Source organism: Bacteroides sp. M10, assembly GCF_014334015.1.
GTDB lineage: Bacteria > Bacteroidota > Bacteroidia > Bacteroidales > Bacteroidaceae > Bacteroides > Bacteroides intestinigallinarum.
The window spans coordinates 6,614,493-6,637,669 of record NZ_CP060488.1; the positions used below are offsets into that span (position 1 = coordinate 6,614,493).

Genomic DNA, 23,177 nt, shown 5'->3' on the forward strand with positions numbered 1-23,177 from the left:
TTAGTTGATAGTTGATAAATGAACTATATCAGATTAATCTCACTGCTCCCTTATCGGCAGAGCTTACCATGCTGGCATACGCCTTCAGGCTTTTCGGTACATAACGGTCACGAGTGACAGGAGTCATCGGACGAGCCGCCAGTTCTTCATCCGTCAGTTGCACGTTAATCTTCCGGGCCGGAATATCGATTTCGATAATATCTCCATCTACAATTTTTCCGATATTGCCTCCAGCTGCCGCTTCGGGAGAAACATGTCCGATACTCAATCCGGAAGTTCCACCACTGAAACGTCCATCGGTAATCAAAGCACATTCTTTTCCGAGATGACGAGATTTGATATAAGAGGTAGGATAAAGCATTTCCTGCATACCGGGACCACCCTTCGGACCTTCGTGCGTAATGACGACGACATCGCCACTGACGACTCGGCCTCCGAGGATACCTTCACAGGCTGCTTCTTGCGAATCAAATACTTTGGCAGGTCCGGTAAATTTCCAGATACTTTCGTCTACACCTGCTGTTTTTACCACACAACCGTCTTGGGCAATGTTACCTTTCAATACGGCCAATCCACCGTCTTTGCTATAAGCATGTTCCAAATCGCGGATACATCCGTTTGCACGGTCTTTATCCAGTTCCTTATAGTACATGCCCTGTGAACCAAGTACGAGATTGAATCTATTTCCGGCTGCGCTCGAATATTTTTTAATTGCCTTTTCGCTTACATTCGGGCTGGTGATTGAATATTCATTAATAGCTTCCGCCAATGACATTCCGTCTACCCGTCGAACAGATGTATCTATCAGACCGCCTTTTGCCAGTTCATCCATGATAGCTATAATACCACCGGCACGGTTTACATCCTGAATATGATATTTCTGTGTATTGGGGGCCACCTTGCAGAGACAAGGAGCCTTGCGGGAAAGCATGTCGATATCGTCCATCTTGAAGTCTACCTCAGCTTCGTGAGCAATAGCCAACAAGTGAAGAACTGTATTGGTAGACCCCCCCATTGCTATATCCAGCGTCATGGCATTCAAGAAAGCCTGACGGGTAGCAATGCTACGGGGAAGTACACTTTCGTCTCCTTCTTCATAATATAACTTTGCATTTTTCACGATCAGTTCTGCTGCATCTTTAAAAAGCTGCGTACGGTTCTCGTGTGTAGCTACGATGGTTCCGTTTCCGGGAAGAGCCAGTCCGATTGCTTCATTCAGGCAGTTCATTGAGTTGGCGGTAAACATACCGGAACAACATCCGCAAGTAGGACAAGCATTTTGCTCGATATTCGCTACTTCCTGATCGCTGACACTTTCATCGGCCGATTTAATCATCGCGTCGATCAAATCCAGATGCTGACCATTCCATTCTCCGGCTTCCATCGGACCGCCCGATACAAATACGGCAGGAATATTCAGACGCATAGCCGCCATCAACATTCCAGGAGTAATCTTATCGCAATTGCTGATACATACCATTGCATCTGCCTTGTGCGCATTAACCATATACTCTACACTGTCTGCAATGATGTCACGTGAAGGAAGCGAGTAAAGCATACCGTCATGTCCCATTGCTATACCGTCGTCGATAGCTATTGTATTGAATTCCGCAGCGAAGCATCCCAACTTCTCAATCTCTGCCTTCACCAGCTGACCGATTTCATGCAGATGCACATGTCCCGGAACAAACTGTGTGAACGAATTGACGATAGCGATAATGGGTTTACCCATCTGATTCTTCTTCATGCCGTTGGCTGCCCATAACGCACGGGCTCCCGCCATCCGACGGCCTTGTGTACTAAACGAACTGCGTAATTGCTTTTTCATTTCAATCTATCTTTTAATTAAAGAGCCTTCCTCACACAAGTGAGAAAGGCTCTAAATTCTATCTTTTATGGTACGAACACATACAACACAAAAACCTTTCTCACGCTCTTGATGGGACCACCACGACGCGAATAATATGCAGGACTGCTAGGTTAATAGATGTATGTAACATATTCATATCTTCTTTTCTTTATTTTCGTGCTGCAAAGGTAAGGGCTTTTTTATTATATCCAAACAAATCGAAGAAAAAAATCACTTAAAAGCGAATAATTGTAAGAAAAGAGAGGTGTTATTTCTCTATTTTATCACTTAAAGGTTGAATTTACAACTATTATCTAAGTACATACTCCACCTTCCTTTTCTGACAAAAGCACTTAATAATCTGAAATTTACCCTCCCTATACCGGAGGACAAGCAAATAATTCGTATCTTTGTCGACCCGGATTACCGGGAATTATTAATCAGAAACAAAAAATATCAGATGGAAACAGTAGAAAACAAGTACATTACCGTTGCATACAAACTATATACAATGGAAGATGGTGAAAAAGAGTTGTTCGAAGAAGCAAAAGCAGAACATCCCTTTCAATTCATTTCAGGATTAGGAACAACACTCGAAGACTTCGAAAATCAAATAACTGCTCTTTCTAAAGGTGATAAATTTGACTTTACCATTCCGGCAGATAAGGCTTATGGACAATATGACGAACAACACGTCATTGACCTCCCCAAAAATATATTTGAAATAGATGGCAAATTTGACAGCGAACGTATTAAAGAAGGTAACATCGTACCTTTGATGACTGGTGACGGTCAACGCGTAAATGCCAGCGTAGTAGAAATCAAACCGGATATTGTAGTAGTTGACCTCAACCATCCGTTGGCTGGTGCCGACCTGATCTTTGAAGGTGAAATACTGGAAAGCCGTCCTGCTACGAACGAAGAAATTCAGGAACTTGTGAAAATGATGAGTGGTGGTGATGGCTGCGGTTGCGGATGCGACAGCTGCGGTGATGGCTGTGGCGACGACTGCGGTTGCGAAGGCGGACACTGTCACTAAATAAAGTATTAAATTATAAAGTATTAAGTATTAATTCCGTGCGAACACAGCTGGGCTTTAATACTTAATACTTTTTTTATGCCGTTATTTGAGCTAATACTTAATACCTGATACTTAATACTTGAAATCAACATCCTTTATGCGTCATGATGTCAAGCACCATTTTATCCGTTTCGTTCATGGCTTGCGAGCCGATTCTTGTCAGGTTGCGGATACTTTGATCTACATCTTCGTCGATAATTCCTTCTACGGAAGTCACACAACGGTCTTCCATTGCCATCATTGCAGATAATACGGCTGTCGAAACTCCGGTAGTTACTTTCAATGCACAACTCGGTTTTGCACCGTCACAAATCATTCCTGTCAGATTAGCAATCATGTTTTGAACGGCGAAGGCAACCTGATTGTAGTTTCCTCCCATCAACCAGGTGATTCCACAACTGGATCCGGTAGCAGCTACCACGCAGCCACACAAAGCTGACAGACGTCCTAAACTTTGTTTGATATATATAACAGTGAGATGGCTTAGCATTAAAGCACGGATAAGTTCTTCTTCGCTCTTTCCGTTCTCTTCGGCAAAGACAACGACAGGGAGTGTAGCGGATATCCCCTGATTACCACTGCCGGAATTACTCATGACAGGAATCATTGCACCCGCCATCCGGGCGTCGCAAGCAGCTGATGTATAAGAGAGGATATGAGAAAATACGCTGTCACCCATCACTTTATGTTCATAAGTTCCCCGAAGCATTTTACCTAAAGAATGTCCGTAGTTACCTTTAAAGGCTTGCTCGGCAGCAGCTTTATTCAAACGGGCTGTATCAAGAATGAAGCGAATCTCATCCAGCGGAGCAGTCAGTGCAAAGTCATAGACTTTACGCAAGTTTAATTCGAGCGAAGCATCTTCCTCTTCCTCGCTGACTGTATGTTGCTTGTCGAGCAATGTCTGTTCATCTTTGGCTATATATATAAAGGTAGTATGTCCACCGGCAATGATAGCTTTAGCTGTTTTATCTCCCGCTTTACAGATCACTTCGATATAAAGCTTTTCCGTAATATCTTCTTTCAGAGAAATACAAATCCGTTTTTCTGCAATGAACAGTTTCCCCTGCTCCACTGCTTCCGGCGTACAGTCCCTCAACACCTCCAACTGATAGTCTGATTTACCAATCAACACACCTAAAGCCACAGCTATGGGAAGACCTACCATACCCGTTCCCGGGATTCCGACTCCCATGGCATTCTTTAGTATATTAGCACTTAACAAGACGTCTATCTTTTCCGGTTTCACTCCCAACGTTTCAGCAGCTTTAGCTACACAAAGCGCTACTGCGATAGGTTCCGTACATCCAATAGCCGGAATGACTTCTTTCTTAATCAACTCTATAATTTGCCTTCTTTCTGATTCAGTCATGGACTTATAAGTTTTGGTTCCACAAAAATAGGAAAATCTTTCTTTTCCAACATTCTATAATGAACAAATAAAATCTCATATTGTTATAAAATCTCCCATACACCAAACTTTAACAGAAAGAATTGATAGAAAAATGAAAGCAAAACACATGATTCTTTATTTGCTACTGGCTATTGTTTCCTCTTCCTGTATCGGCGAAGAAGCTCTCAATGCAGAAGCAGACATAATAAGTTGCACACTACCGGGAGTAGCCATGACAACCAGTCCTATTATTAACAATAATTCCATCACTATCTTCGTCGGTCCGGGAACTGATATTTCAGAACTTACACCTGAATTTACATTGACTCCGGGAGCTACAATTAATCCTCTTAGCGGTACGGAACGAAATTTCAATACTCCACAAGAATATACTGTTACAGCTGCCGATGGTGTTTGGAAGAAAACGTATATCATATCCGTTATCGACACGGAACTTGCCACGAACTATAATTTCGAAGATACGCTTGGCGGAAAGAAGTACTACATATTTGTAGAACGCGAAGGAGGTAAAGTCGTTATGGAATGGGCCAGCGGAAATGCGGGCTATGCCATGACCGGCGTAGCCAAAACTGCTGATGACTATCCCACTTTCCAAATAACAGACGGAAAAGCCGGCAAATGCCTTTCTTTAGTGACACGCAGTACCGGATTCTTTGGACAAATAGCAGGAATGCCTATCGCGGCAGGAAATCTGTTTATCGGTTCCTTCGATGTAAGCAATGCGATGAGTAATCCGCTTAAAGCAACTAAATTCGGTCTTCCTTTCCGGCATGTACCTACTTATCTGGCTGGCTATTATAAGTACAAAGCGGGAGATCAGTTTACAGAAGGAGGCAAACCTGTAAATGGGAAACGGGATATCTGTGACATATATGCCATCATGTACGAAACCAGCGAATCTGTTCCAACCCTTGACGGAACGAACGCATTTACCAGCCCAAACCTGATTTCAACAGCACGGATTAATAATGCCAAAGAAACGAACGAATGGACTTACTTTAAGCTTCCTTTCACCACTCTCCCCGGCAAATTCATAGATAAGGAAAAGCTAATGGATGGAAAATATAATATAGCCATAGTGTTCACCTCAAGTCTGGAAGGAGATCATTTTAACGGAGCAATCGGAAGTACATTGCTCATTGACGAGGCCGAGTTAATCTATCACTCGGAAGATTAGTGGAACTAAATAACTTTATAACAACAAGAACAATGAAAATCTATCCGTATATATTCAGTTTACTAACCTGTATAGGAATAGCCCTCCCCGGCTATGCACAGGTTGATCGAAATGAAACACTGATCCGTTCCGCCCTTCACGGACTGGAATATGAAATAAAAGCAGGTTTCAGCATTGGCGGCACAGCCCCGCTTCCTCTTCCGGTGGAAATCCGTTCCATTGACGGATATAACCCGACATTAGCTATCAGTATAGGAGGTGAAGTGACCAAATGGATTGCCGTTCAGAACAAGCTCGGAATTATAGTCGGATTGCGGCTTGAAAACAAAGCAATGACTACCGAAGCCACCGTGAAGAATTACAATATGGAGATTCTCGGACAGGGAGGTGAAAGAATCAGCGGAGTATGGACAGGCGGAGTAAAAACCAAAGTACATACTGCCGGACTGACAATACCTCTGATGGCTACCTACAAACTAACCAACCGGTGGAATATCAAAGCCGGACCTTATTTCTCCTATCTACTTTCAAGAGAATTTTCAGGTCACGTATACGAAGGATATTTGCGGGAAGATAATCCCACCGGTCCGAAGGTTGAGTTTACCGACGGTAAAATTGCAACATACGATTTCTCGGACGACTTGAGACATTTCCAGTGGGGATTACAGGTAGGAGCCGGATGGCGAGCCTTCAAGCACCTCAATGTGTATGCCGATCTTACCTGGGGATTGAATGATATATTTAAAAACGATTTTAATACAGTCACTTTTGCTATGTACCCCATCTACTTGAATATAGGTTTCGGGTATGCTTTTTAAGTCCCACTAGGCTCTGCCACCTGCTTCACTCCGGAGTAGGTTACTTTCACCGTCTGTTGCAATGCAGGCACTTTCACATTAATAGTCATGTCTGCATTTCCATCTTCTACAGTTCCCGTAACTGTTACAGGACAAGTACCCAAAGAAGCAGCATCTCCTTCAAATGTAAGATCTTGCTGTCCGGTGAATGTAGACACACCTTCCCCCTTCTTCACTTCACATTTATCAATGACAATATCTCCAAATTTTAATATCTGCTGGTTGATGAACAATTCAAAATCCTTCAGTTCAATCTTCACTTCCGTATTGCTGACCTGCGAAAGCGTGATAAACTTCTCTATTCCGTCGCCGATGACAATTTCCTGATCGGAGCCATCCGGTATCATGGATATATCCAGATTTCCCCAATACGTTCCGATTACATCCGGAGCCGTTATCACAGCTTCCTCTTCGGGAGGATTCTCATTATTCTTGTTATCACTATCGTCGTCATCACTGCTACAAGCAGCAAAGAGAGTAAGAGAGCATACCAATGCCAATAAATACAATAGATTCTTTTTCATACGTCTTTGGTTTAGTTATTACAATAAATTCGTCCTTTATAAACTAAAAAGAAGAAAAAAGGTTCAATATGCTTCCTTTTTCGAAGTTATTTCGAGTTCGCAACTTTCTTACCGAAAACTTTGTTATATTTGCATATAGTAATTTTAAAAAAGCCACAACTATGTTTAATTCATTTGGCAATATCTTTCGACTCACAAGTTTCGGTGAGTCTCATGGAAAAGGAATTGGAGGGGTGATTGACGGATTCCCATCAGGAATTACCATCGACGAAGAATTTGTACAACAAGAACTAAATCGCCGTCGTCCGGGACAATCAATCCTTACCACCCCACGCAAAGAAGCTGATAAAGTAGAGTTTCTTTCAGGTATTTTTGAGGGGAAATCAACCGGGTGTCCTATCGGTTTTATCGTTTGGAATGAAAACCAACACCCCAATGACTACAACAATCTGAAAAATGTATATCGTCCTTCACACGCTGATTACACATACACGGTGAAGTATGGAATCCGTGACCATCGCGGCGGCGGACGTTCCTCTGCACGCGAAACGATTTCGCGCGTTGTAGCCGGTGCATTGGCTAAGCTGGCACTCCGCCAACTGGGAGTCAATATCACTGCCTATACCTCGCAGGTAGGTCCTATCAAACTGGAGGGTACTTACTCGGACTATAATTTCGACCTGATAGAAACCAACGATGTACGTTGTCCGGACCCTGAAAAAGCAAAAGAAATGGCAGATCTTATATATAAGGTAAAAGGCGAAGGCGATACCATCGGAGGTACACTGACCTGTGTCATTAAGGGATGCCCCATCGGATTGGGACAACCTGTTTTCGGTAAACTTCATGCTGCCTTGGGTAACGCCATGTTAAGCATCAACGCTGCCAAAGCATTCGAATACGGCGAAGGATTCAAGGGATTGAAAATGAAAGGTTCCGAACAGAACGATGTTTTCTATAACAATAACGGACGGATCGAGACGCACACCAATCACTCCGGAGGTATTCAGGGAGGATTGAGTAATGGTCAGGATATTTATTTCCGTGTAGTGTTCAAACCGATTGCCACGCTGCTGATGGAACAGGAAACTGTCAACATTGATGGCGTCGACACCACTCTGAAAGCACGCGGACGTCATGACGCTTGTGTATTACCTCGTGCCGTACCTATCGTAGAAGCAATGGCCGCCATGACTATACTCGATTATTACTTACTGGATAAAACGACACAACTCTAATGAACGAGATTCAAAAATACATAGCGGCACACGAACCAAAGATGATGGATGACTTGTTCAGCCTTATTCGCATTCCCAGCATCAGTGCTCTGCCGGAGCACCACGACGATATGCTGGCTTGTGCGGAACGCTGGGCACAGCTGTTATTGGAAGCAGGTGTGGACGAAGCATTGGTAATGCCCTCACAAGGTAATCCGGTTGTTTTCGCTCAAAAGATCGTGGACCCGGATGCAAAGACTGTATTAATCTACGCTCATTACGATGTGATGCCGGCCGAACCATTGGAACTCTGGAAAAGCGAACCGTTTGAACCGGAAATACGTGACGGACATATCTGGGCACGTGGAGCGGATGATGACAAAGGACAATCGTTCATTCAGGTGAAAGCATTTGAATATCTCGTCAAAAACGGATTACTGAAGAATAATGTGAAGTTCATCTTCGAGGGTGAAGAAGAAATAGGTTCGCCCAGTCTGGAAGCTTTCTGCGAAGAACATAAAGAATTGCTGAAAGCAGACGTTATTCTTGTGTCGGATACGAGTATGCTAGGAGCTGAACTGCCCTCATTGACCACTGGTCTGCGCGGGTTGGCTTATTGGGAAATAGAAGTGACGGGACCGAATCGTGACTTGCATTCCGGACATTTCGGGGGTGCGGTAGCCAATCCGATCAACGTACTTTGCCAGATTATTAGCAAAGTAACGGATGCCGATGGACGTATCACTATTCCCGGATTCTACGATGATGTAGAAGAAGTGCCGCAAGCCGAACGGGAAATGATAGCCCATATTCCTTTTGACGAAAAGAAATACAAAGAAGCAATCGGTGTAAAAGAGCTTTTCGGAGAAAAAGGATATAGCACATTGGAACGTAACAGTTGCCGTCCGTCTTTTGACGTATGTGGCATTTGGGGCGGATATACAGGAGAAGGTTCTAAAACCGTACTGCCTTCAAAGGCTTATGCTAAAGTATCTTGCCGGTTAGTACCGCATCAGGATCACCATAAGATTTCGCAAATGTTCGCAGATTATATTCTTAGTATCGCTCCTGATACAGTACAGGTGAAAGTGACTCCCATGCACGGGGGACAAGGATATGTGTGCCCGATTTCACTTCCTGCCTATCAGGCAGCAGAGAAAGGTTTCGAGATCGCTTTCGGGAAAAAGCCGTTGGCGGTACGCCGTGGCGGAAGTATCCCCATCATCTCTACTTTCGAACAGGTATTGGGAATCAAAACCGTATTGATGGGATTTGGACTCGAATCGAATGCGATCCATTCTCCGAACGAGAATTGCTCATTGGATATCTTCCGGAAAGGGATAGAGGCGGTCATAGAGTTTCATCAGGAATATGCCAGACGATAAACCGGATAAATAACAATCAAGTTATAAACGATACATATAAAAGAGTGGTGGACAAGCTTGATTACAAGCATTTGTCCACCACTCTTTTATATATCTATCACACTGACAAACTACATGACCGGAGTCTCGAAAAGGAAGGTAAATGATTGGCTGTCTTTCAAATCCTTCACTGCATCACCTGCATAAATTTCGCCCTTTGTCAGAGACAGTTTCTTAATGCCGGCTTTCGGACTAAAATCAATTTTCTTCAAATCCAGCCAAAACAAATTCGGAGTCAGGGTAGATTCGAAATAATATACCTTATTCTTCTGATCGGATACGGAACGCCAACGGGTAGAAGATATATAAGGCTTCTCCGGTGTATTAATACCAAATGGCACGGAAACATTACGCATCACACTCAACACGCTGGGAACTGCAATCTTTGCATCCGCAATTTGTGGAATAGCATGAATGTAGAATGAAGCCCGTACAAAACGGTCGCTTGCCCGATTGGTTCCCGGTAACATCTGCAAGCCACCGATTTCTTTCCAGTAATCATTAATGGCCAACTGCTGTTCATATCGAGGAGAATTTGTCATCACCCGGTATTCTTTTCCTTCGTGAATACTTAATTTCCCATCCAGATATTCCAATACAGCCGTATTGCCTGTTTCATCGGTTATGGCCAGATGCAAGGTAGACTCCGGTCCTCCATTCGGCATACGGGGAGCATCAATGCGGAAAGTCTCCTTTTTCAATTCATCCACCGCTTCGCGTACCGTGGCAAAGTTATCAAGCACATACTGTGTCCAAATGCTGATGCCCATTGCCGGACGGGTATCGCCGGGAAGAGAGTAAATGGATTCCGGCAAGAAAAGCAGGCTAGCCACTAATCCTTTCTCGTTCATTCCGTCACAAGTACCTATATCATATCCTGTAGCAATCACACTTCCATATTTGGAAGTCCAGTTCACAGTTTTCTCCTTGTTATGTCCCATACGTTGGATGCCACGCGGAAATACATAGATATTCGTCATGATATCTTCCTTCCAGTCCATTGTACGTCCTGTTATCACCATCTGGTCAGGGCCTATATACACTGCACGCGTACATGCTTCTACAGGCTGTATACTCATCAAAGAGACGGCAGCCAACACCAATGCAACTCCTGCTAATTTTTTCTTCATGTTCATTCTATTTAAATAATTGATCTTCTTATTTATAAATAACAAATGCACCACGATTATTGCCTAAAAGAAAGAGGATTTTAATGAAAAAAAGGCATTTATCCAATGCAGGAAGAATTTTTTGGTTTTCAACGTATGAGGGTTATCATCACAGAGATCATTTCTTAGCGAAAAATATTAAACAAATTTAAGTGTTACTATTGCAGTCATTGCTACTTTAGTTCGTCCAATAAATAAACATACAATTATCATGATAAAAGAGTACACCAAACAAACTATAATCATTTGCTTTCTATTACAAGGAATCGCATTATCAAGCAGAGCGCAAGAACAACAAGTGTGGCAACGATACCACGATAAATGTCGAAGAGAAGCAAGTATTATTGACACTCTCCCCTCCAAATTAGAAAAAGCCTTACACTGGTCACCAACAATAAATAAAGAACAAAAAGAGGTTATACGCTATATACTATGGAATATGGTTTACGTGGAAGGTGGTACAGCCAATCTCGGAGACAACAACAACTATCCCGTGGATGTAGCCTCTTTTTTCATCAACCGATATGAAGTTAGTCAGGATGAATGGTATGTCATTATGGGAGAAAATCCTTCTAACCAACACAGACGTAACTATCCGGTAGACCAAGTCAATTGGTTTAACGCTCAACGATTTACCAAAAAACTTTCTCAATTAAGCGGTCTACCCTTCCGTCTCCCCTTCGAAGCAGAATGGGAATATGCAGCACGTGGGGGACTAAAAACCAAGAATTTCATCTATGCCGGCAGCAATAATGCAGAACAGGTTGCCTGGTTTAGAGAAAAATATTACAATACTTACGTATCCAAAGAAACAGGAACGAAGAAGCCCAACGAACTGGGACTTTATGACATGAGTGGAAACGTATATGAATGGTGTATGGACTGGTATGACAGAAAGGTTCCTTTTACCGGAAACATCGCTCCGGTTATAAGCGAAAAAGATACGCATAAAGTGTTGCGTGGAGGTAGTTATTATACTTTCGAGAAATATTGTAAAGTCACCAGCCGCTACGGAGTTAACCCGCAACGATGGGATATTGATTATGGATTACGGCTGGTAGTGTCACTGCCAGATTAAAAGTACACAATCTTTGTATAGTGCTTACTTCATTTTCTATTCATTAGTTTGTACTTTTCCTCTAGTTGTTGTAACGCCTGCTTAAGCTGAATCGCTTTTTCTTGAGATACACTGCCTCCCTCTTTTTCATACCACTCCAACTGCTGTTTAATGAGCCTACGGGTAGTTTGCAATGACTGTTGCAATGAATCACGTTGCGCCATTTTGTATCCAGATTGTATCCTGTCAAAGCAAAAACGGTCAAAACAACGTAACTTGCTGATTAACGGTGTAATATGCGTAGCATCTCTCTTCATTGCCAAGTAGCGAAAATGCAGAATATAGTAGTTTTAAGAAGACTTTCTGTTACGAATCCGTTACCTGTTTTAGAAAACAGCATTGTGTAGATACATAATTGAAAGTCGCTTATTTACAGCAGCTAAGGTTATACTTGGCGATATTTTGGTTTTGTAAGTCTTAATCCTGCTTAAAATAGTGTTCAAACGGAATTTTATTCATTGAATCACTGTATTTTGCTTTCCGACCTTTAGCTCATAAGAAACTAATTTTACACTCAAAAATTAAGGATTATGAGTAAAGAGCTAAAAGTGCATTATTACCTTCGCCATAAGGAGGTGAAAAATGATGGTACAACTCCCATTATGGGGCGCATCACTATCGGAAAATCAATGGTACAGTTCAGTGCCAAGTGTAGTGTGCAGGTATCCCTTTGGGATACTAAGTCTGCACGGGCAACAGGCAAAAGTAAGGCAGCTACCGGACTGAATCGGGAACTTGACAAGATAAGTCTGTCAATTCACTCTTGCTACAAAGAACTGTTGGCGAAAAAAGAAGAAATTTCCGCAGAAGAGGTGAAAAATGCCTTTCAAGGTATCGCTTCCGAGCAGGAAACACTTATCGGCTATTGCAACCGGTACAATCACCAACTTGCAGCCAGAATCGGTGTAAACATAACATTGGAAAGTTATAAACGATACGGTGTATCATTCAACCACCTACGCCGTTTTCTACGAACAAAGTACAATCTGAGTGACATTTCGTTTCAGGCATTGGATTATTCTTTTGTCGAAGCCTTTGATTTCTACCTGCGGGTACAATTGAAATTCAAGCCCAATACCATTGTTGGTATTATCGGACACCTGAAGATTATTATCAAGCGAGCCATAAACGAAGGGATTATCACTCGTGATCCTTTTGCAGGATTCTCATTGGTGGGAGAACCTTTACAGCCTAAATCACTAACCAAACAAGAATTGCACAAAATAATGACAACCCCGTTAGATACTCCTAACCGCTATCTGGTGCGTGATATGTTCTTGTTTTCTGTTTTCACCGGCATCTCATTCAGCGACATCCGTAATTTAACATACAGCAATCTGATGCAAGCAGAAGATGGTGCTTGGTGGATTCACTCTAAACGGAGGAAGACCGGGACAGAGTTTCATGTTCCCCTTCTGGAACTCCCTTTGCAGATTATTGAGAAATATCGTGGACTGAACAAAGATGGGAAAATGTTCGTGATGCTTAGTTGCAGCAAGACCAATGGAAATTTAAAGAAGATTGCCCAAATATGCGGTATAAAACGGAACATTACCTATCATTAAGGACGTCATAGCTATGCCAGTTTAATAACTCTATCCCAAGGAGTTCCAATGGAAACAGTCAGTCGGATGCTCGGACATCGGGATTTACGGGCAACACGCATCTATGCCCAAGTTTCCAATGAAAAGATAAACACTGACATGCGTAAATTGGAGAAGCGTATCACCAACAGGTATCACTTAGCAGACTGAATACGATGAGTACATTGGATAATAAAACCAAACGATACAGCACTTTTGCCGTTATCTTCTATATCAATAAGAATAAGGTAAAGAAAAACGGGCTATGCCCCGTCATGGGGCGTATCTCTGTCAATGCCGAGATAGCTCAGTTCAGTGCAAAAATAGATGTGAACCCCACATTATGGGATGCCAAAGATTATCGCCTGAAAGGAAAAAGTAGAGAAGCGGTTCAAGCAAATCGGGAGTTGAATAAACTGACTGATTCTATAGAGAAATACCATAGCGAACTCTTACAGCAACAGAGTAATGTTACAGCCGAGCTGGTAAAGAATATGCTGTTGGGTATCGGACGGAAGAAAGACAACCTCCTTTCTCTTTTTGCCGAACACAATGAGGAGTATGCCCAAAAGGTAGGAGTGAACAGAACGAGAGAAACCTATAAACATTATCTGCTGGTTTACAATCATGTTCGCCAGTTTCTGCAAAGCCAATATAAGATGGAAGATATTCCTTTAAAGCAACTGAACTACTCTTTCATTGAACAATTCGATTTTTATCTTCGGGTGGAGCAACACCATTCACCTAATACAATCGGAGGATATACGATACTCCTGAAGAAAATAATCTGCAGAGCAATCAATCAAGGAACCCTACTTAGAGATCCTTTTGCAGATTATCGTCCGGAACAACCGCCAAAGAAATGTAGGCACATGACTACTGATGAATTGGAGCGGTTCATGGCTACCCCTATTACTTCTAAATCTTTGCGTCACACACGGGATATGTTTGTCTTTAGCACGTTCACCGGAATATCGTATATCGATTTGTGTAATCTCTCATTATCTAATATAAGTAAAGCTGGCAACGGTACGATGTGGATTCACTTTAAACGACAAAAGACCGGAAGTGAGTGCCATATCCGCTTATTGGATATTCCCAAGCAGATAATTGAGAAATACAAGCCGGAGCGGAAAAGTGATAAGATTTTTAACATGGTGGGGTATTCTTCATTGGCGGCAAATCTTAAAAAAGTTGCCAAACAGTGTGGTATTGAGCGGAATATCACCTATCACATGAGCCGTCATAATTTCGGAACGCTTATAACTCTCTCACAGGGTGTTCCGCTGGAAACGGTCAGTCGTATGATGGGACACTTGGGCATCAAAACCACTCAACTATATGCAAAACTCACGAATCAGAAAATTAATGAGAATATGAAGCTTTTATCAAATAATATGGCTGATAAGTTCAATATTTATGAGGATAAACAAATGCCGGTTAAGGTTTGTGCAGCAAAATCATTCAAACATTTAAAGAAGTAATTATTATGGAAAGGAAACTAATAAAAATCAGTGAGGATGGGAATGTATTCATTCCGGATAATGTACAAATGCGAGATTTTGAGATAGCGGAACTGCTCGGGGCAATGATACCGACTATACGGTCTAATGTACGGGCGATTCTAAAATCGGGAGTAGTTACAATAGATACGCAGCACGGTGGCACGGTGATTGGAGCCACACTATTATCAGATTATTACGGGCTGGATATGGTAATCGCTCTCGCTTTTCGGATTCATAGCTGCAATGCAGGGATTCTTAGAAAATGGATTTTACGAAAGGCAACTGCCCGTCCCGAGTGCTCCAATATACCTTTATATATCAGCTTCAACTGTAATCAATCGCCTAATTAAGGAAAGACTGAAATGGCGTTCCGTCATGTAATCCGAATCGGGTCAGCCATTCCGTTACAATGGCTAAGATAAACAGGCAAAGGATTCAACCCTTGCCATCATTGCCTCGAAGGTCGAGACTTCCATGCTTACTACTTCCATTGTTCCTGATTTATTGATTCGTAATTCTTATTTCACGGGCAAAGAAAGAACGAAGTTTTCATATGGCAATGGATTGTGTACCGACTGGCAGCTTGTGGCACCGGAATGGAAGCAACAGTCTCTTTTCCTGTGTAAAAAGAGCTGTTCAACAGTCACGGATGAACTTCCTGTAATTGATGTTGGAGGCACTGTTATTCTTGGTATCTTCCCTTATCTCTTCCAATGCCTCCAATACCCTGAGTTGCGCATCGGGGAATCTGCTGACCAACGCATCAAACAGATTCGTGTCGTGAAGTTCCAAAGCCACTTTTACACTCTTATGTTTCGTTTTTTCATCCAAACGGCTTTTATTCCCCGAAATAATCTCCCCTAAATTCTGAATATCCTCAAAATCATATTTTTCCGGATAGCCATGCGGATTCTCGATTGAAGCAACCGCAGCTATCAGGCTGTCCGTGACAATCTCCTTCACTTCGATACCCGTGGCAGTTGAGTATTGTCGCTTGACGACATACTTGAGCTGCCCTTTGACAAAACGCAGTTCAACACCGAAATAATTGCAATGATGCCACTCTATGATGAAAATGCTCGTGGCTGTTTTCAAATGCCACCCTCTCCTGCATAATCCGGCAGAACTGTCTGCAACACTGAGTATCACAGACCAAAGGAATATTACCATTTTACTGCATCCCTGCCATAACCGACTTCTGAACGGTTCTGTTATGCACCACAGATAGAGGTTCAGGATAATATCCGCAAACGAGCAGGATTTTCATGGTTATGTTCATTCTTCTGTCGGATTAAGGTTGTTATTCCGGTAGATATTGTCAATGTCATCTTTAAACACCTCCAAATGATGGCACAGAATGTTTTCCACATAGCTGCTGATGGTCGCTTTGGATGAATCCATCAGGTGGACGATTCGCATGAGCCTGCGATGGGTGTTTGCTGTGATATATAACGGCTTCCGGTAAGTGAAATCCACCCGGTTGAAGAAATGTCCGTCATAATCTCCCCGTGTTTTTCTTTTTCGCTTTCCAAATTCCGCACTTTTGGGAGGAATGACGGTTTCCGATTGTTCAGGCAGTCCAACAACAGGTTGTACTTCTTCCTTTTCGCCCTGCTCTCTTGGTTGGATATAATCTTTCCTCCCATCGGGTTTCGGTCTTTTGCTCGCTGAATCCACGGGAATACCTTGTGATACCCATTCGAGAATCCTGTTATAGTCTGTCTTATTGTTCTCAGGCATGGTCGTTTCTGTTTAATCCTACAATTTGTTTTACTTCTTCTATCAGACAATCTATATGACTTCCCTTGACCAATTGTTTGTCCGGTGGAAATATGGTCGAGAGGAAAACCGCTTCATTTCCCGATATGGACTGTTCCTTGTCATACCGGGCTGATTGTGGGATGACCGTATCCAGCAGGGAGAGTTTGAAGTCACCGATTATTGTAGCGTAATGTTCCAGCCACTCTTTACGCACACGGGAATCCACCCTGTTCCAGAAAAGATGGACGGATTTCAGATTCAACTGCTTTTGTGAGGATATCAGTTCGGTTACGGGAATAATGAAAGAGAGAGTACTTTCCATAGACATACGGGAGGGTGACATCGGCACAAACACATAGTCCATGTTCAGGAAGGTGGACACCACTCTCCCTCGTTATTGATTGTTCCAGGCAGGTCGAAGAATATCACGTCATATTCCATGCTCTCGGATGCAAAGAACTCATTGGCTTTGAATATGCCTTCTTCGGGACGGGCGCAGACAATCGGGTAGGTCTGCTTGTCGATGGCTTCCAGCAGGGTTACCGCCTTTGCCTGATAATAAAGGTTGTTCTCCAACTGACGGATTTCACGTTTGCGCATTTTGTAGATGCTGCATTGCGGATAGTCGCAGTCGATAACGGCGACATTATATCCGTGGGCATAATGCAGGAGACTTGACGCAAGGGCGGTAAAGGAACTTTTGCCTGCTCCTCCCTTTTGGGTGGAGAAAGCGATGAACAAGGGTTTCTGTTTCATAAATCTAACTTTTTAAAGGGATACATACTGTTTATTTTAAATTTTTCCGGTTTCCTTTCTTATTGGAAATTTGTCAAAAATCCATTCATTCAAAATTGGTTGGCAATTTGCCTTTTTGCGAATTGGATTGTTTGCTTGTTTTCATGTTTATAAACTTTCAAGCTGTCAAATACTCAATTTTGCGGATAACCTTTCCTTCAAATTTCCAAACAGCCGGCAAATATAAATCACGAATACGTACCGTTCCAAATATCAGATATTTATGCGGTATTGTGCCGTATTCTGCACATGGATAACCAACGCCAGTCTGTTTCCATGTTTGCAAATTACCAAGTTGTCAAACTTGATAATAGTAAAACTTACGGTATGAAAGGATGGGGAAATAATCAAGACTAATTTCAATCCGTTTTTGACGGATTTTTATGTTCATAGGAACATAGCATGGTGTCTTTTGAGTTACTCAAAAGGCAGCGAGTTACTCGCCGCACCTTGCCCTTGCAGGGAGTAATCGCCCTCCGAAGTCGGGCGATTGTAAAGAATTGGATAAGGGTGTGAAATAATTGTTCTTGATAGTAATGCTACTAATCTTCTTTTTCAATATATTTGCAGTAAATACCAATATGAAGTATTATGAAACAAAATCAAATCAACCGGCTTAAAGTAGTTCTTGTAGAACAAGGAAAGACAGGGAAATGGCTATCCGAGCAGTTAAGTAAAGACCCTTCTACTGTTTCTAAATGGTGTTCTAACAAGATACAGCCATCATTGGAGGTTCTTGATAAGATAGCAATTCTCCTGAATGTTGATAGACGTGAATTGATAAATAAAAGCAAATAATTATATGACATTCAAAAATATACTTGATAAATTCCGCAAATATGCTTTCTCAGAGAGAGATAAAGGAGATAAGTTTGAGAAATTAATGCAAGCATACTTGCAGACCGACCCTAAATATGCTACTTTTTTTTCAAAGGTTTGGCTTTGGAACGAATTTCCATTTCGTAAGGATTTTGGTGGTAAGGATACCGGAGTAGATTTGGTTGCTTATACGCATAATGGGGATTATTGGGCTATTCAATGTAAGTGTTATGCAGAAAATGCAACAATAGATAAACCTGCGGTGGATTCGTTTCTTTCCACATCGAGCAGAAGTTTTACGGATGAATCGGGCAATACTTCTACCTTTGCTCATCGTCTTTGGATTTCTACTACCAATAATTGGGGTATCAATGCCGAAGAGGCCATCCGTAACCAGCAACCGGCAGTTTCCCGTATCGGTTTATTCCATCTGGAAAGTGCTCCTGTCGATTGGTGTAAGTTGGAAGAAGGATTATCGGGTGAAGCATCCCGATTGGTCAAGAAAGAACTTTTCCCTCATCAAAAAACGGCATTAACTAAAGCTCATCATTATTTTAAGGATAATGACAGGGGAAAGCTAATCATGGCTTGCGGAACAGGCAAAACATTTACATCGCTAAGAATTGCAGAAAATGAAACAAATGGGAAGGGATTTATCCTATTTTTAGTGCCGTCTATCGCTTTACTCGGGCAAACATTAGAGGAGTGGTATGCTGAAGCCGACGAACCGATAAAAGCAATATGTATTTGTTCGGATGCTGAAGTTTCAAAGCAGAAAACCAAAAGCGAAGATCTGGATGGATACAGCACGGTGGATTTGGCTTTACCTGCTTCAACCGATGTCGAATCTATTATCTGCCAACTCAAAAGCAATTCGCAAAACGATTGTGGGATGACTGTTGTCTTCTCTACTTATCAATCCATCGAGGTTATTGCAAAAGCGCAGAAAGCCTACAAGCAGGAAATTGGAGATAAAGCTATATTTGATTTAATTGTTTGCGATGAAGCCCACAGAACCACCGGCGTTACATTGGCAAAAGAAGATGAGTCTGCCTTTGTTAAGGTTCATAACAATGATTTTATAGAAGCAAAGAAAAGATTGTATATGACCGCAACACCTCGCCTGTATAGCGATGACAGCAAATCCAAAGCCGCACAAGGGGATGCCATTCTCTGTTCTATGGATGATGAGCGTATTTATGGAGGAGAAATTTATCGTATCGGATTTGGCGAAGCTGTCAATAAGGGAATGCTGTCTGATTATAAAGTACTGATCTTGACTGTCAGTGAAAATGATATGCCTGTTGCCGTTCAGAAAATGGTAGCTAATCCTGAGAATGAAATATCATCGGATGATGTATCAAAGCTGATAGGTTGTATCAATGCGCTTTCCAAACAGATTTTAGGGGATGCCGGTATCATAAAAGACAGTGATCCTGAACCTATGAAGCGTGCGGTAGCTTTCTGCCCAAATATACAGGCTTCAAAAAAGATAACAAATACGTTTAATTCAACTCTGGAATCTTATTATTCGGAGTTATCCGAAGAGCAAAAAGATAAGATTGTAGCTGTCGCCTCCGATCATATTGACGGAACAATGGCAGCTACTATACGCCAAGAAAAACTGTCGTGGCTTAAAAGTGTGCCTGAAGATGAAAAGGAGTGCCGTGTATTGACGAATGTTCGCTGTTTGAGTGAAGGAGTAGACGTTCCATCTCTTGATGCGGTCTTGTTTTTGTCGGCACGAAATTCGCAAGTCGATGTCGTCCAATCGGTAGGACGTGTAATGCGAAAATCGCCGGGAAAGAAATACGGATATATCATTATTCCGGTGGTAGTGCCTGCCGATGTTGCTCCAGAAAAAGCATTGAACGACAATGCTCGTTATGCGGTAGTCTGGACGGTATTGAATGCCTTGCGTGCTCACGATGACCGTTTCAATGCCACAGTCAATAAACTGGAACTGAACCGAAAGAAGCCCGAACAGATTGTCGTAGGTCGCCCCGATTATACCGGTAGCAGTAATAAGGAAGAATATTCTTCAGAAAAAGGCTCCGAATTAAATCGGCAACTGACCATTCAGTTCGAGCAATTGCAAAGTATCCTTTTTGCCCGAATGGTTCAGAAAGTAGGCGATAAACGCTATTGGGAACAATGGGCAAAGGATGTAGCAGAAATTGCAGAACGCAATATCGAACGCATCAAACGATTGATTGAACACGATAAAGAACATCGCTGGGCTTTTGAGCAGTTTATGGACGGATTGCATAAAAACATAAATCCGTTCATCACTGACGATGAAGCAATAGAGATGCTTTCACAGCATATTATTACCCAGCCGGTTTTTGAAGCTCTTTTCGATGGATATTCGTTCGTAAAGAACAATCCGATTTCTCAATCCATGCAAGCCATTCTGGATTTGCTCGAGAGTGATGTTGTGAATAAAGATACCGAAATACTGGAAAAGTTTTATGATTCGGTCCGTACCCGTGCGGATAAAATAGACAATGCAGAAGGAAAGCAAAAGGTAATCATTGAACTCTACGATAAGTTTTTCAAAACCGCTTTCCCGAAGATGGTTGAGAGACTAGGTATTGTTTACACTCCGGTAGAGGTAGTCGATTTCATCATTCATTCGGTGGATGCGGTATTGCGGAAAGAGTTCAACCGATCTTTATCAGATGAAAATATACATATTCTTGATCCCTTTACAGGAACAGGAACTTTCATCACCCGATTACTTCAAAGCGGATTAATCTCTACCGAAGACTTGGAACATAAATACAGCAAGGAAATACATGCGAACGAACTTGTATTGCTGGCATACTATATTGCAGCCGTAAACATTGAAAATACATTCCACGACCTAATGAAAGGCCAATCAGAATACAAGGAGTTCAACGGTATATGCCTCACTGATACTTTCCAATTGGGCGAAAGCGATGCAAGCGAGAAGCTGTTTTCTGAAATGTTCCCTCAAAACTCGGAACGTGTCATCGAGCAAAAGAAAGCTCCTCTGCGTGTTATTATGGGTAATCCGCCATACTCTATTGGGCAGAAGTCGGCTAACGACAATGCACAAAATCAAAGTTATGCAAAGTTGGATGCAAAAATTGCGAGTACTTATGCGAAAGGAAGCAGTGCTACATCGGTTAAAGCTCTTTATGATAGTTACATAAAAGCTTTCCGCTGGAGCACAGACCGTCTCGATCCGAAAAACGGTGGTATTATAGCTTTTGTCTCAAATGGAGCTTGGATAGATGGAAATGGCATGGATAGTTTCCGTAAATGTTTGGAAAAGGATTTTTCTACCATTTATGTGTTTAATTTGCGGGGAAATCAGCGCACCAGCGGTGAATTATCCAGACGAGAAGGTGGTAAAATTTTCGGTTCAGGTTCTCGCACACCGATTGCTATAACGTTACTTGTAAAAAAAACCAAAGCAGATGAAACTCCTGCTACAATATATTATCACGACATCGGCGATTACCTGAGTCGTGAAGATAAATTGGCTATTCTCCGGAAATTCGGTTCGATTGAACATATAGAATGGCAACAGTTGAGCCCCAATAAACATGGCGATTGGCTTAATCAGCGCAATGATGCTTTTGAAAATTTCATTCCGCTTGCTCCTGAAAAGAAATTTGATTTAAGCACCAAATCAGTGTTTACCACTTACTCATTGGGATTAGCCACAGGAAGAGACGCTTGGGTTTATAATTTTTCTAAAAAACAATCAATGTTGACAGTGGAAAAGATGATTCATTTTTATAATGAACAAGTATCATCATTTCATCTAGCTAAAAACAAAAGTGAAAACATTTCAATAGATTCATATATTAATTTAGATCCAACAAAATTTAGTTGGAATAGGAATCAAAAAGAAGACCTACAAAAAGGGAAGATGCATAAATATTATCCTGAAAATTTTACAATAGGTTTTTACAGACCATTCTGTAAGAACAATTTGTATTTCGACAAGGATTTTAATGCAATGCTTTATATGAATAAGAGGCTATTTCCTTATCCCGAAGCGGAAAACAAAGTAATATGCCTGTCTGGTATTGGTGCGAGCAAAGATTTCTCTGCATTAATTACTGATGCGATACCTGATTTGCAAGTAATGTTCAATGGACAATGTTTCCCAATGTATCACTATGAGGAACGTAAAATTGAGAGTAAAACTTTGTTTGATGATGCCGAGGATACCATTCAGAATAATTATATTCGTCGTGATGCCATCTCCGATTTCATTTTAGAACGTTGTCGCAAAGCCTACGGTCCATATGTGGGCAAAGAAGATATTTTTTACTATGTTTACGGCATTCTGCACAGCACGGAATATCGTACATCCTTTGCCGCCGACCTTAAAAAAATGTTGCCCCGTATTCCATTAGTGGATGAAGCCCGTGATTTTTGGAGTTTCAGCAAAGCAGGAAGAACCTTAGCGGAATTGCATTTGAACTATGAGAACCGTCCTTCGGCAACTGGAGTCATTGTGACCTATAATACCATTCCGCAGAGCGAAATAGAAAAAGCAATGCAATCAGGCGAGATTGAGACAATCAATTATCAAGTTGAAAAGATGCGCTTTCCCTCCAAAACAGATAAAAGCAAAATTATATACAACAGCCAAATAACGATTGAAAATATACCGGCCACAGCTTATGAATACGTAGTAAATGGCAAAAGTGCCATCGAATGGATCATGGAGCGTTATGCCATCACTACCCATAAAGATAGCGGCATCACCAACAATCCCAACGATTGGGCAACGGAGCACAATAATCCCCACTATATTCTGGATTTATTGCTTTCTGTTATTTCGTTAAGCATGGAGACGGTGGAGATAGTAAATGGATTACCGAAATTAACCTTTTAAATG

General features: G+C 41.9%; 21 protein-coding genes. 12 read left to right on the top strand and 9 right to left on the bottom strand.

The window, feature by feature from the left end; translation table 11 throughout:
• Positions 1–28 precede the first annotated feature (28 nt).
• On the bottom strand, positions 29–1,828 hold the full coding sequence (gene ilvD, locus H8796_RS24715; RefSeq protein ID WP_099146826.1) for a dihydroxy-acid dehydratase: 1,800 nt from the start codon (positions 1,826–1,828) through the stop codon (positions 29–31).
• 481 nt (positions 1,829–2,309) lie between these two features.
• Between ilvD and H8796_RS24720 the strand changes: the two genes are divergently transcribed.
• Entirely contained in the window at positions 2,310–2,888 is a 579-nt protein-coding gene (locus H8796_RS24720) for a peptidylprolyl isomerase (protein ID WP_004306740.1), read from the top strand.
• 127 nt (positions 2,889–3,015) lie between these two features.
• On the opposite strand, the gene H8796_RS24725 is transcribed toward H8796_RS24720, so the two are convergent.
• Positions 3,016–4,302, bottom strand: a complete 1,287-nt coding sequence (locus H8796_RS24725) for a serine dehydratase subunit alpha family protein (protein WP_117937755.1) — start codon at positions 4,300–4,302, stop codon at positions 3,016–3,018.
• Between the two features lie 133 nt (positions 4,303–4,435).
• Between H8796_RS24725 and H8796_RS24730 the strand changes: the two genes are divergently transcribed.
• Together H8796_RS24730 and H8796_RS24735 are read left to right on the top strand one after the other, a co-directional pair.
• The gene (locus tag H8796_RS24730) at positions 4,436–5,521 is read left to right on the top strand and encodes a PCMD domain-containing protein (RefSeq protein ID WP_117937757.1); all 1,086 of its coding nucleotides are present in this window, start codon (positions 4,436–4,438) and stop codon (positions 5,519–5,521) included.
• Between the two features lie 32 nt (positions 5,522–5,553).
• Entirely contained in the window at positions 5,554–6,339 is a 786-nt protein-coding gene (locus tag H8796_RS24735; RefSeq protein WP_117937759.1) for a porin family protein, read from the top strand.
• Here the strand turns inward: H8796_RS24735 and H8796_RS24740 are convergent.
• Positions 6,336–6,902, bottom strand: coding sequence for a calycin-like domain-containing protein (locus tag H8796_RS24740; RefSeq protein ID WP_117971810.1), 567 nt, complete (start codon positions 6,900–6,902; stop codon positions 6,336–6,338). The two genes, H8796_RS24735 and H8796_RS24740, sit on opposite strands and share 4 nt — an antisense overlap.
• A gap of 161 nt (positions 6,903–7,063) precedes the next feature.
• On the opposite strand from H8796_RS24740, the gene aroC reads away from it, so the two are divergent.
• The gene (aroC, locus tag H8796_RS24745) at positions 7,064–8,140 is read left to right on the top strand and encodes a chorismate synthase (protein ID WP_004306728.1); all 1,077 of its coding nucleotides are present in this window, start codon (positions 7,064–7,066) and stop codon (positions 8,138–8,140) included.
• The gene (locus H8796_RS24750; RefSeq protein WP_117937761.1) at positions 8,140–9,504 is read left to right on the top strand and encodes a dipeptidase; all 1,365 of its coding nucleotides are present in this window, start codon (positions 8,140–8,142) and stop codon (positions 9,502–9,504) included. Before aroC ends, H8796_RS24750 begins: the two co-directional genes overlap by 1 nt.
• 110 nt (positions 9,505–9,614) lie before the next feature.
• Here H8796_RS24750 and H8796_RS24755 read toward each other — a convergent pair whose 3' ends face one another.
• Positions 9,615–10,673, bottom strand: coding sequence for a linear amide C-N hydrolase (locus tag H8796_RS24755; RefSeq protein WP_004326146.1), 1,059 nt, complete (start codon positions 10,671–10,673; stop codon positions 9,615–9,617).
• Between the two features lie 250 nt (positions 10,674–10,923).
• Here H8796_RS24755 and H8796_RS24760 point away from each other — a divergent pair, with 250 nt between their 5' ends.
• A complete protein-coding gene (locus H8796_RS24760; RefSeq protein ID WP_004326147.1) occupies positions 10,924–11,790 on the top strand; it encodes a formylglycine-generating enzyme family protein in 867 nt (288 codons plus the stop codon).
• Positions 11,791–11,819: 29 nt separating this feature from the next.
• On the opposite strand, the gene H8796_RS24765 is transcribed toward H8796_RS24760, so the two are convergent.
• Positions 11,820–12,086: a hypothetical protein gene (locus tag H8796_RS24765; protein WP_004326148.1), complete on the bottom strand. Its 267-nt coding sequence runs from the start codon at positions 12,084–12,086 to the stop codon at positions 11,820–11,822.
• 273 nt (positions 12,087–12,359) lie between these two features.
• Between H8796_RS24765 and H8796_RS24770 the strand changes: the two genes are divergently transcribed.
• From H8796_RS24770 to H8796_RS24780, 4 genes are read left to right on the top strand one after another with little or no spacing between them, the layout of a single operon-like run.
• Positions 12,360–13,394 (top strand): site-specific integrase, encoded by a 1,035-nt coding sequence (locus H8796_RS24770; protein WP_004326149.1) that lies wholly within the window; start codon positions 12,360–12,362, stop codon positions 13,392–13,394.
• Between the two features lie 48 nt (positions 13,395–13,442).
• Positions 13,443–13,583 carry a hypothetical protein gene (locus tag H8796_RS25550; RefSeq protein WP_229093173.1) on the top strand — a complete coding sequence of 47 codons (141 nt, stop codon included), beginning with the start codon at positions 13,443–13,445 and terminating at the stop codon, positions 13,581–13,583.
• Positions 13,584–13,588: 5 nt separating this feature from the next.
• Positions 13,589–14,896, top strand: a complete 1,308-nt coding sequence (locus tag H8796_RS24775; RefSeq protein ID WP_004326150.1) for a site-specific integrase — start codon at positions 13,589–13,591, stop codon at positions 14,894–14,896.
• A 5-nt stretch (positions 14,897–14,901) separates the two neighbouring features.
• Positions 14,902–15,267 (top strand): hypothetical protein, encoded by a 366-nt coding sequence (locus tag H8796_RS24780; RefSeq protein ID WP_004326151.1) that lies wholly within the window; start codon positions 14,902–14,904, stop codon positions 15,265–15,267.
• A gap of 286 nt (positions 15,268–15,553) precedes the next feature.
• Here H8796_RS24780 and H8796_RS24785 read toward each other — a convergent pair whose 3' ends face one another.
• From H8796_RS24785 to H8796_RS24800, 4 genes are all read right to left on the bottom strand, one after another.
• Positions 15,554–16,066 (bottom strand): hypothetical protein, encoded by a 513-nt coding sequence (locus H8796_RS24785; protein ID WP_004326152.1) that lies wholly within the window; start codon positions 16,064–16,066, stop codon positions 15,554–15,556.
• A 126-nt stretch (positions 16,067–16,192) separates the two neighbouring features.
• Entirely contained in the window at positions 16,193–16,657 is a 465-nt protein-coding gene (locus H8796_RS24790; RefSeq protein ID WP_004326154.1) for a DUF3408 domain-containing protein, read from the bottom strand.
• On the bottom strand, positions 16,650–17,042 hold the full coding sequence (locus H8796_RS24795) for a ParA family protein (protein WP_050554624.1): 393 nt from the start codon (positions 17,040–17,042) through the stop codon (positions 16,650–16,652). The genes H8796_RS24790 and H8796_RS24795 overlap by 8 nt, the downstream gene beginning before the upstream one ends.
• Positions 17,043–17,044: 2 nt before the next feature.
• On the bottom strand, positions 17,045–17,434 hold the full coding sequence (locus H8796_RS24800) for a ParA family protein (RefSeq protein ID WP_004326156.1): 390 nt from the start codon (positions 17,432–17,434) through the stop codon (positions 17,045–17,047).
• 630 nt (positions 17,435–18,064) lie between these two features.
• On the opposite strand from H8796_RS24800, the gene H8796_RS24805 reads away from it, so the two are divergent.
• Positions 18,065–18,271: a helix-turn-helix transcriptional regulator gene (locus H8796_RS24805; protein WP_060408489.1), complete on the top strand. Its 207-nt coding sequence runs from the start codon at positions 18,065–18,067 to the stop codon at positions 18,269–18,271.
• 4 nt (positions 18,272–18,275) lie between these two features.
• Positions 18,276–23,174 carry a type ISP restriction/modification enzyme gene (locus H8796_RS24810; protein WP_004326157.1) on the top strand — a complete coding sequence of 1,633 codons (4,899 nt, stop codon included), beginning with the start codon at positions 18,276–18,278 and terminating at the stop codon, positions 23,172–23,174.
• Positions 23,175–23,177: the final 3 nt, after the last annotated feature.

Bases quoted from the DNA above. Each gene is read 5' to 3' on its own strand.
- H8796_RS24755 (WP_004326146.1), bottom strand. From the start codon at position 10,673: ATGAAGAAAAAATTAGCAGGAGTTGCATTGGTGTTGGCTGCCGTCTCT.
- H8796_RS24795 (WP_050554624.1), bottom strand. From the start codon at position 17,042: ATGGACTATGTGTTTGTGCCGATGTCACCCTCCCGTATGTCTATGGAA.
- H8796_RS24760 (WP_004326147.1), top strand. From the start codon at position 10,924: ATGATAAAAGAGTACACCAAACAAACTATAATCATTTGCTTTCTATTA.
- ilvD (WP_099146826.1), bottom strand. From the start codon at position 1,828: ATGAAAAAGCAATTACGCAGTTCGTTTAGTACACAAGGCCGTCGGATG.
- H8796_RS24780 (WP_004326151.1), top strand. From the start codon at position 14,902: ATGGAAAGGAAACTAATAAAAATCAGTGAGGATGGGAATGTATTCATT.
- H8796_RS24730 (WP_117937757.1), top strand. From the start codon at position 4,436: ATGAAAGCAAAACACATGATTCTTTATTTGCTACTGGCTATTGTTTCC.
- H8796_RS24750 (WP_117937761.1), top strand. From the start codon at position 8,140: ATGAACGAGATTCAAAAATACATAGCGGCACACGAACCAAAGATGATG.
- aroC (WP_004306728.1), top strand. From the start codon at position 7,064: ATGTTTAATTCATTTGGCAATATCTTTCGACTCACAAGTTTCGGTGAG.
- H8796_RS24790 (WP_004326154.1), bottom strand. From the start codon at position 16,657: ATGCCTGAGAACAATAAGACAGACTATAACAGGATTCTCGAATGGGTA.
- H8796_RS24720 (WP_004306740.1), top strand. From the start codon at position 2,310: ATGGAAACAGTAGAAAACAAGTACATTACCGTTGCATACAAACTATAT.
- H8796_RS24805 (WP_060408489.1), top strand. From the start codon at position 18,065: ATGAAACAAAATCAAATCAACCGGCTTAAAGTAGTTCTTGTAGAACAA.
- H8796_RS25550 (WP_229093173.1), top strand. From the start codon at position 13,443: ATGGAAACAGTCAGTCGGATGCTCGGACATCGGGATTTACGGGCAACA.
- H8796_RS24740 (WP_117971810.1), bottom strand. From the start codon at position 6,902: ATGAAAAAGAATCTATTGTATTTATTGGCATTGGTATGCTCTCTTACT.
- H8796_RS24770 (WP_004326149.1), top strand. From the start codon at position 12,360: ATGAGTAAAGAGCTAAAAGTGCATTATTACCTTCGCCATAAGGAGGTG.
- H8796_RS24735 (WP_117937759.1), top strand. From the start codon at position 5,554: ATGAAAATCTATCCGTATATATTCAGTTTACTAACCTGTATAGGAATA.
- H8796_RS24800 (WP_004326156.1), bottom strand. From the start codon at position 17,434: ATGAAACAGAAACCCTTGTTCATCGCTTTCTCCACCCAAAAGGGAGGA.
- H8796_RS24810 (WP_004326157.1), top strand. From the start codon at position 18,276: ATGACATTCAAAAATATACTTGATAAATTCCGCAAATATGCTTTCTCA.
- H8796_RS24765 (WP_004326148.1), bottom strand. From the start codon at position 12,086: ATGAAGAGAGATGCTACGCATATTACACCGTTAATCAGCAAGTTACGT.
- H8796_RS24775 (WP_004326150.1), top strand. From the start codon at position 13,589: ATGAGTACATTGGATAATAAAACCAAACGATACAGCACTTTTGCCGTT.
- H8796_RS24725 (WP_117937755.1), bottom strand. From the start codon at position 4,302: ATGACTGAATCAGAAAGAAGGCAAATTATAGAGTTGATTAAGAAAGAA.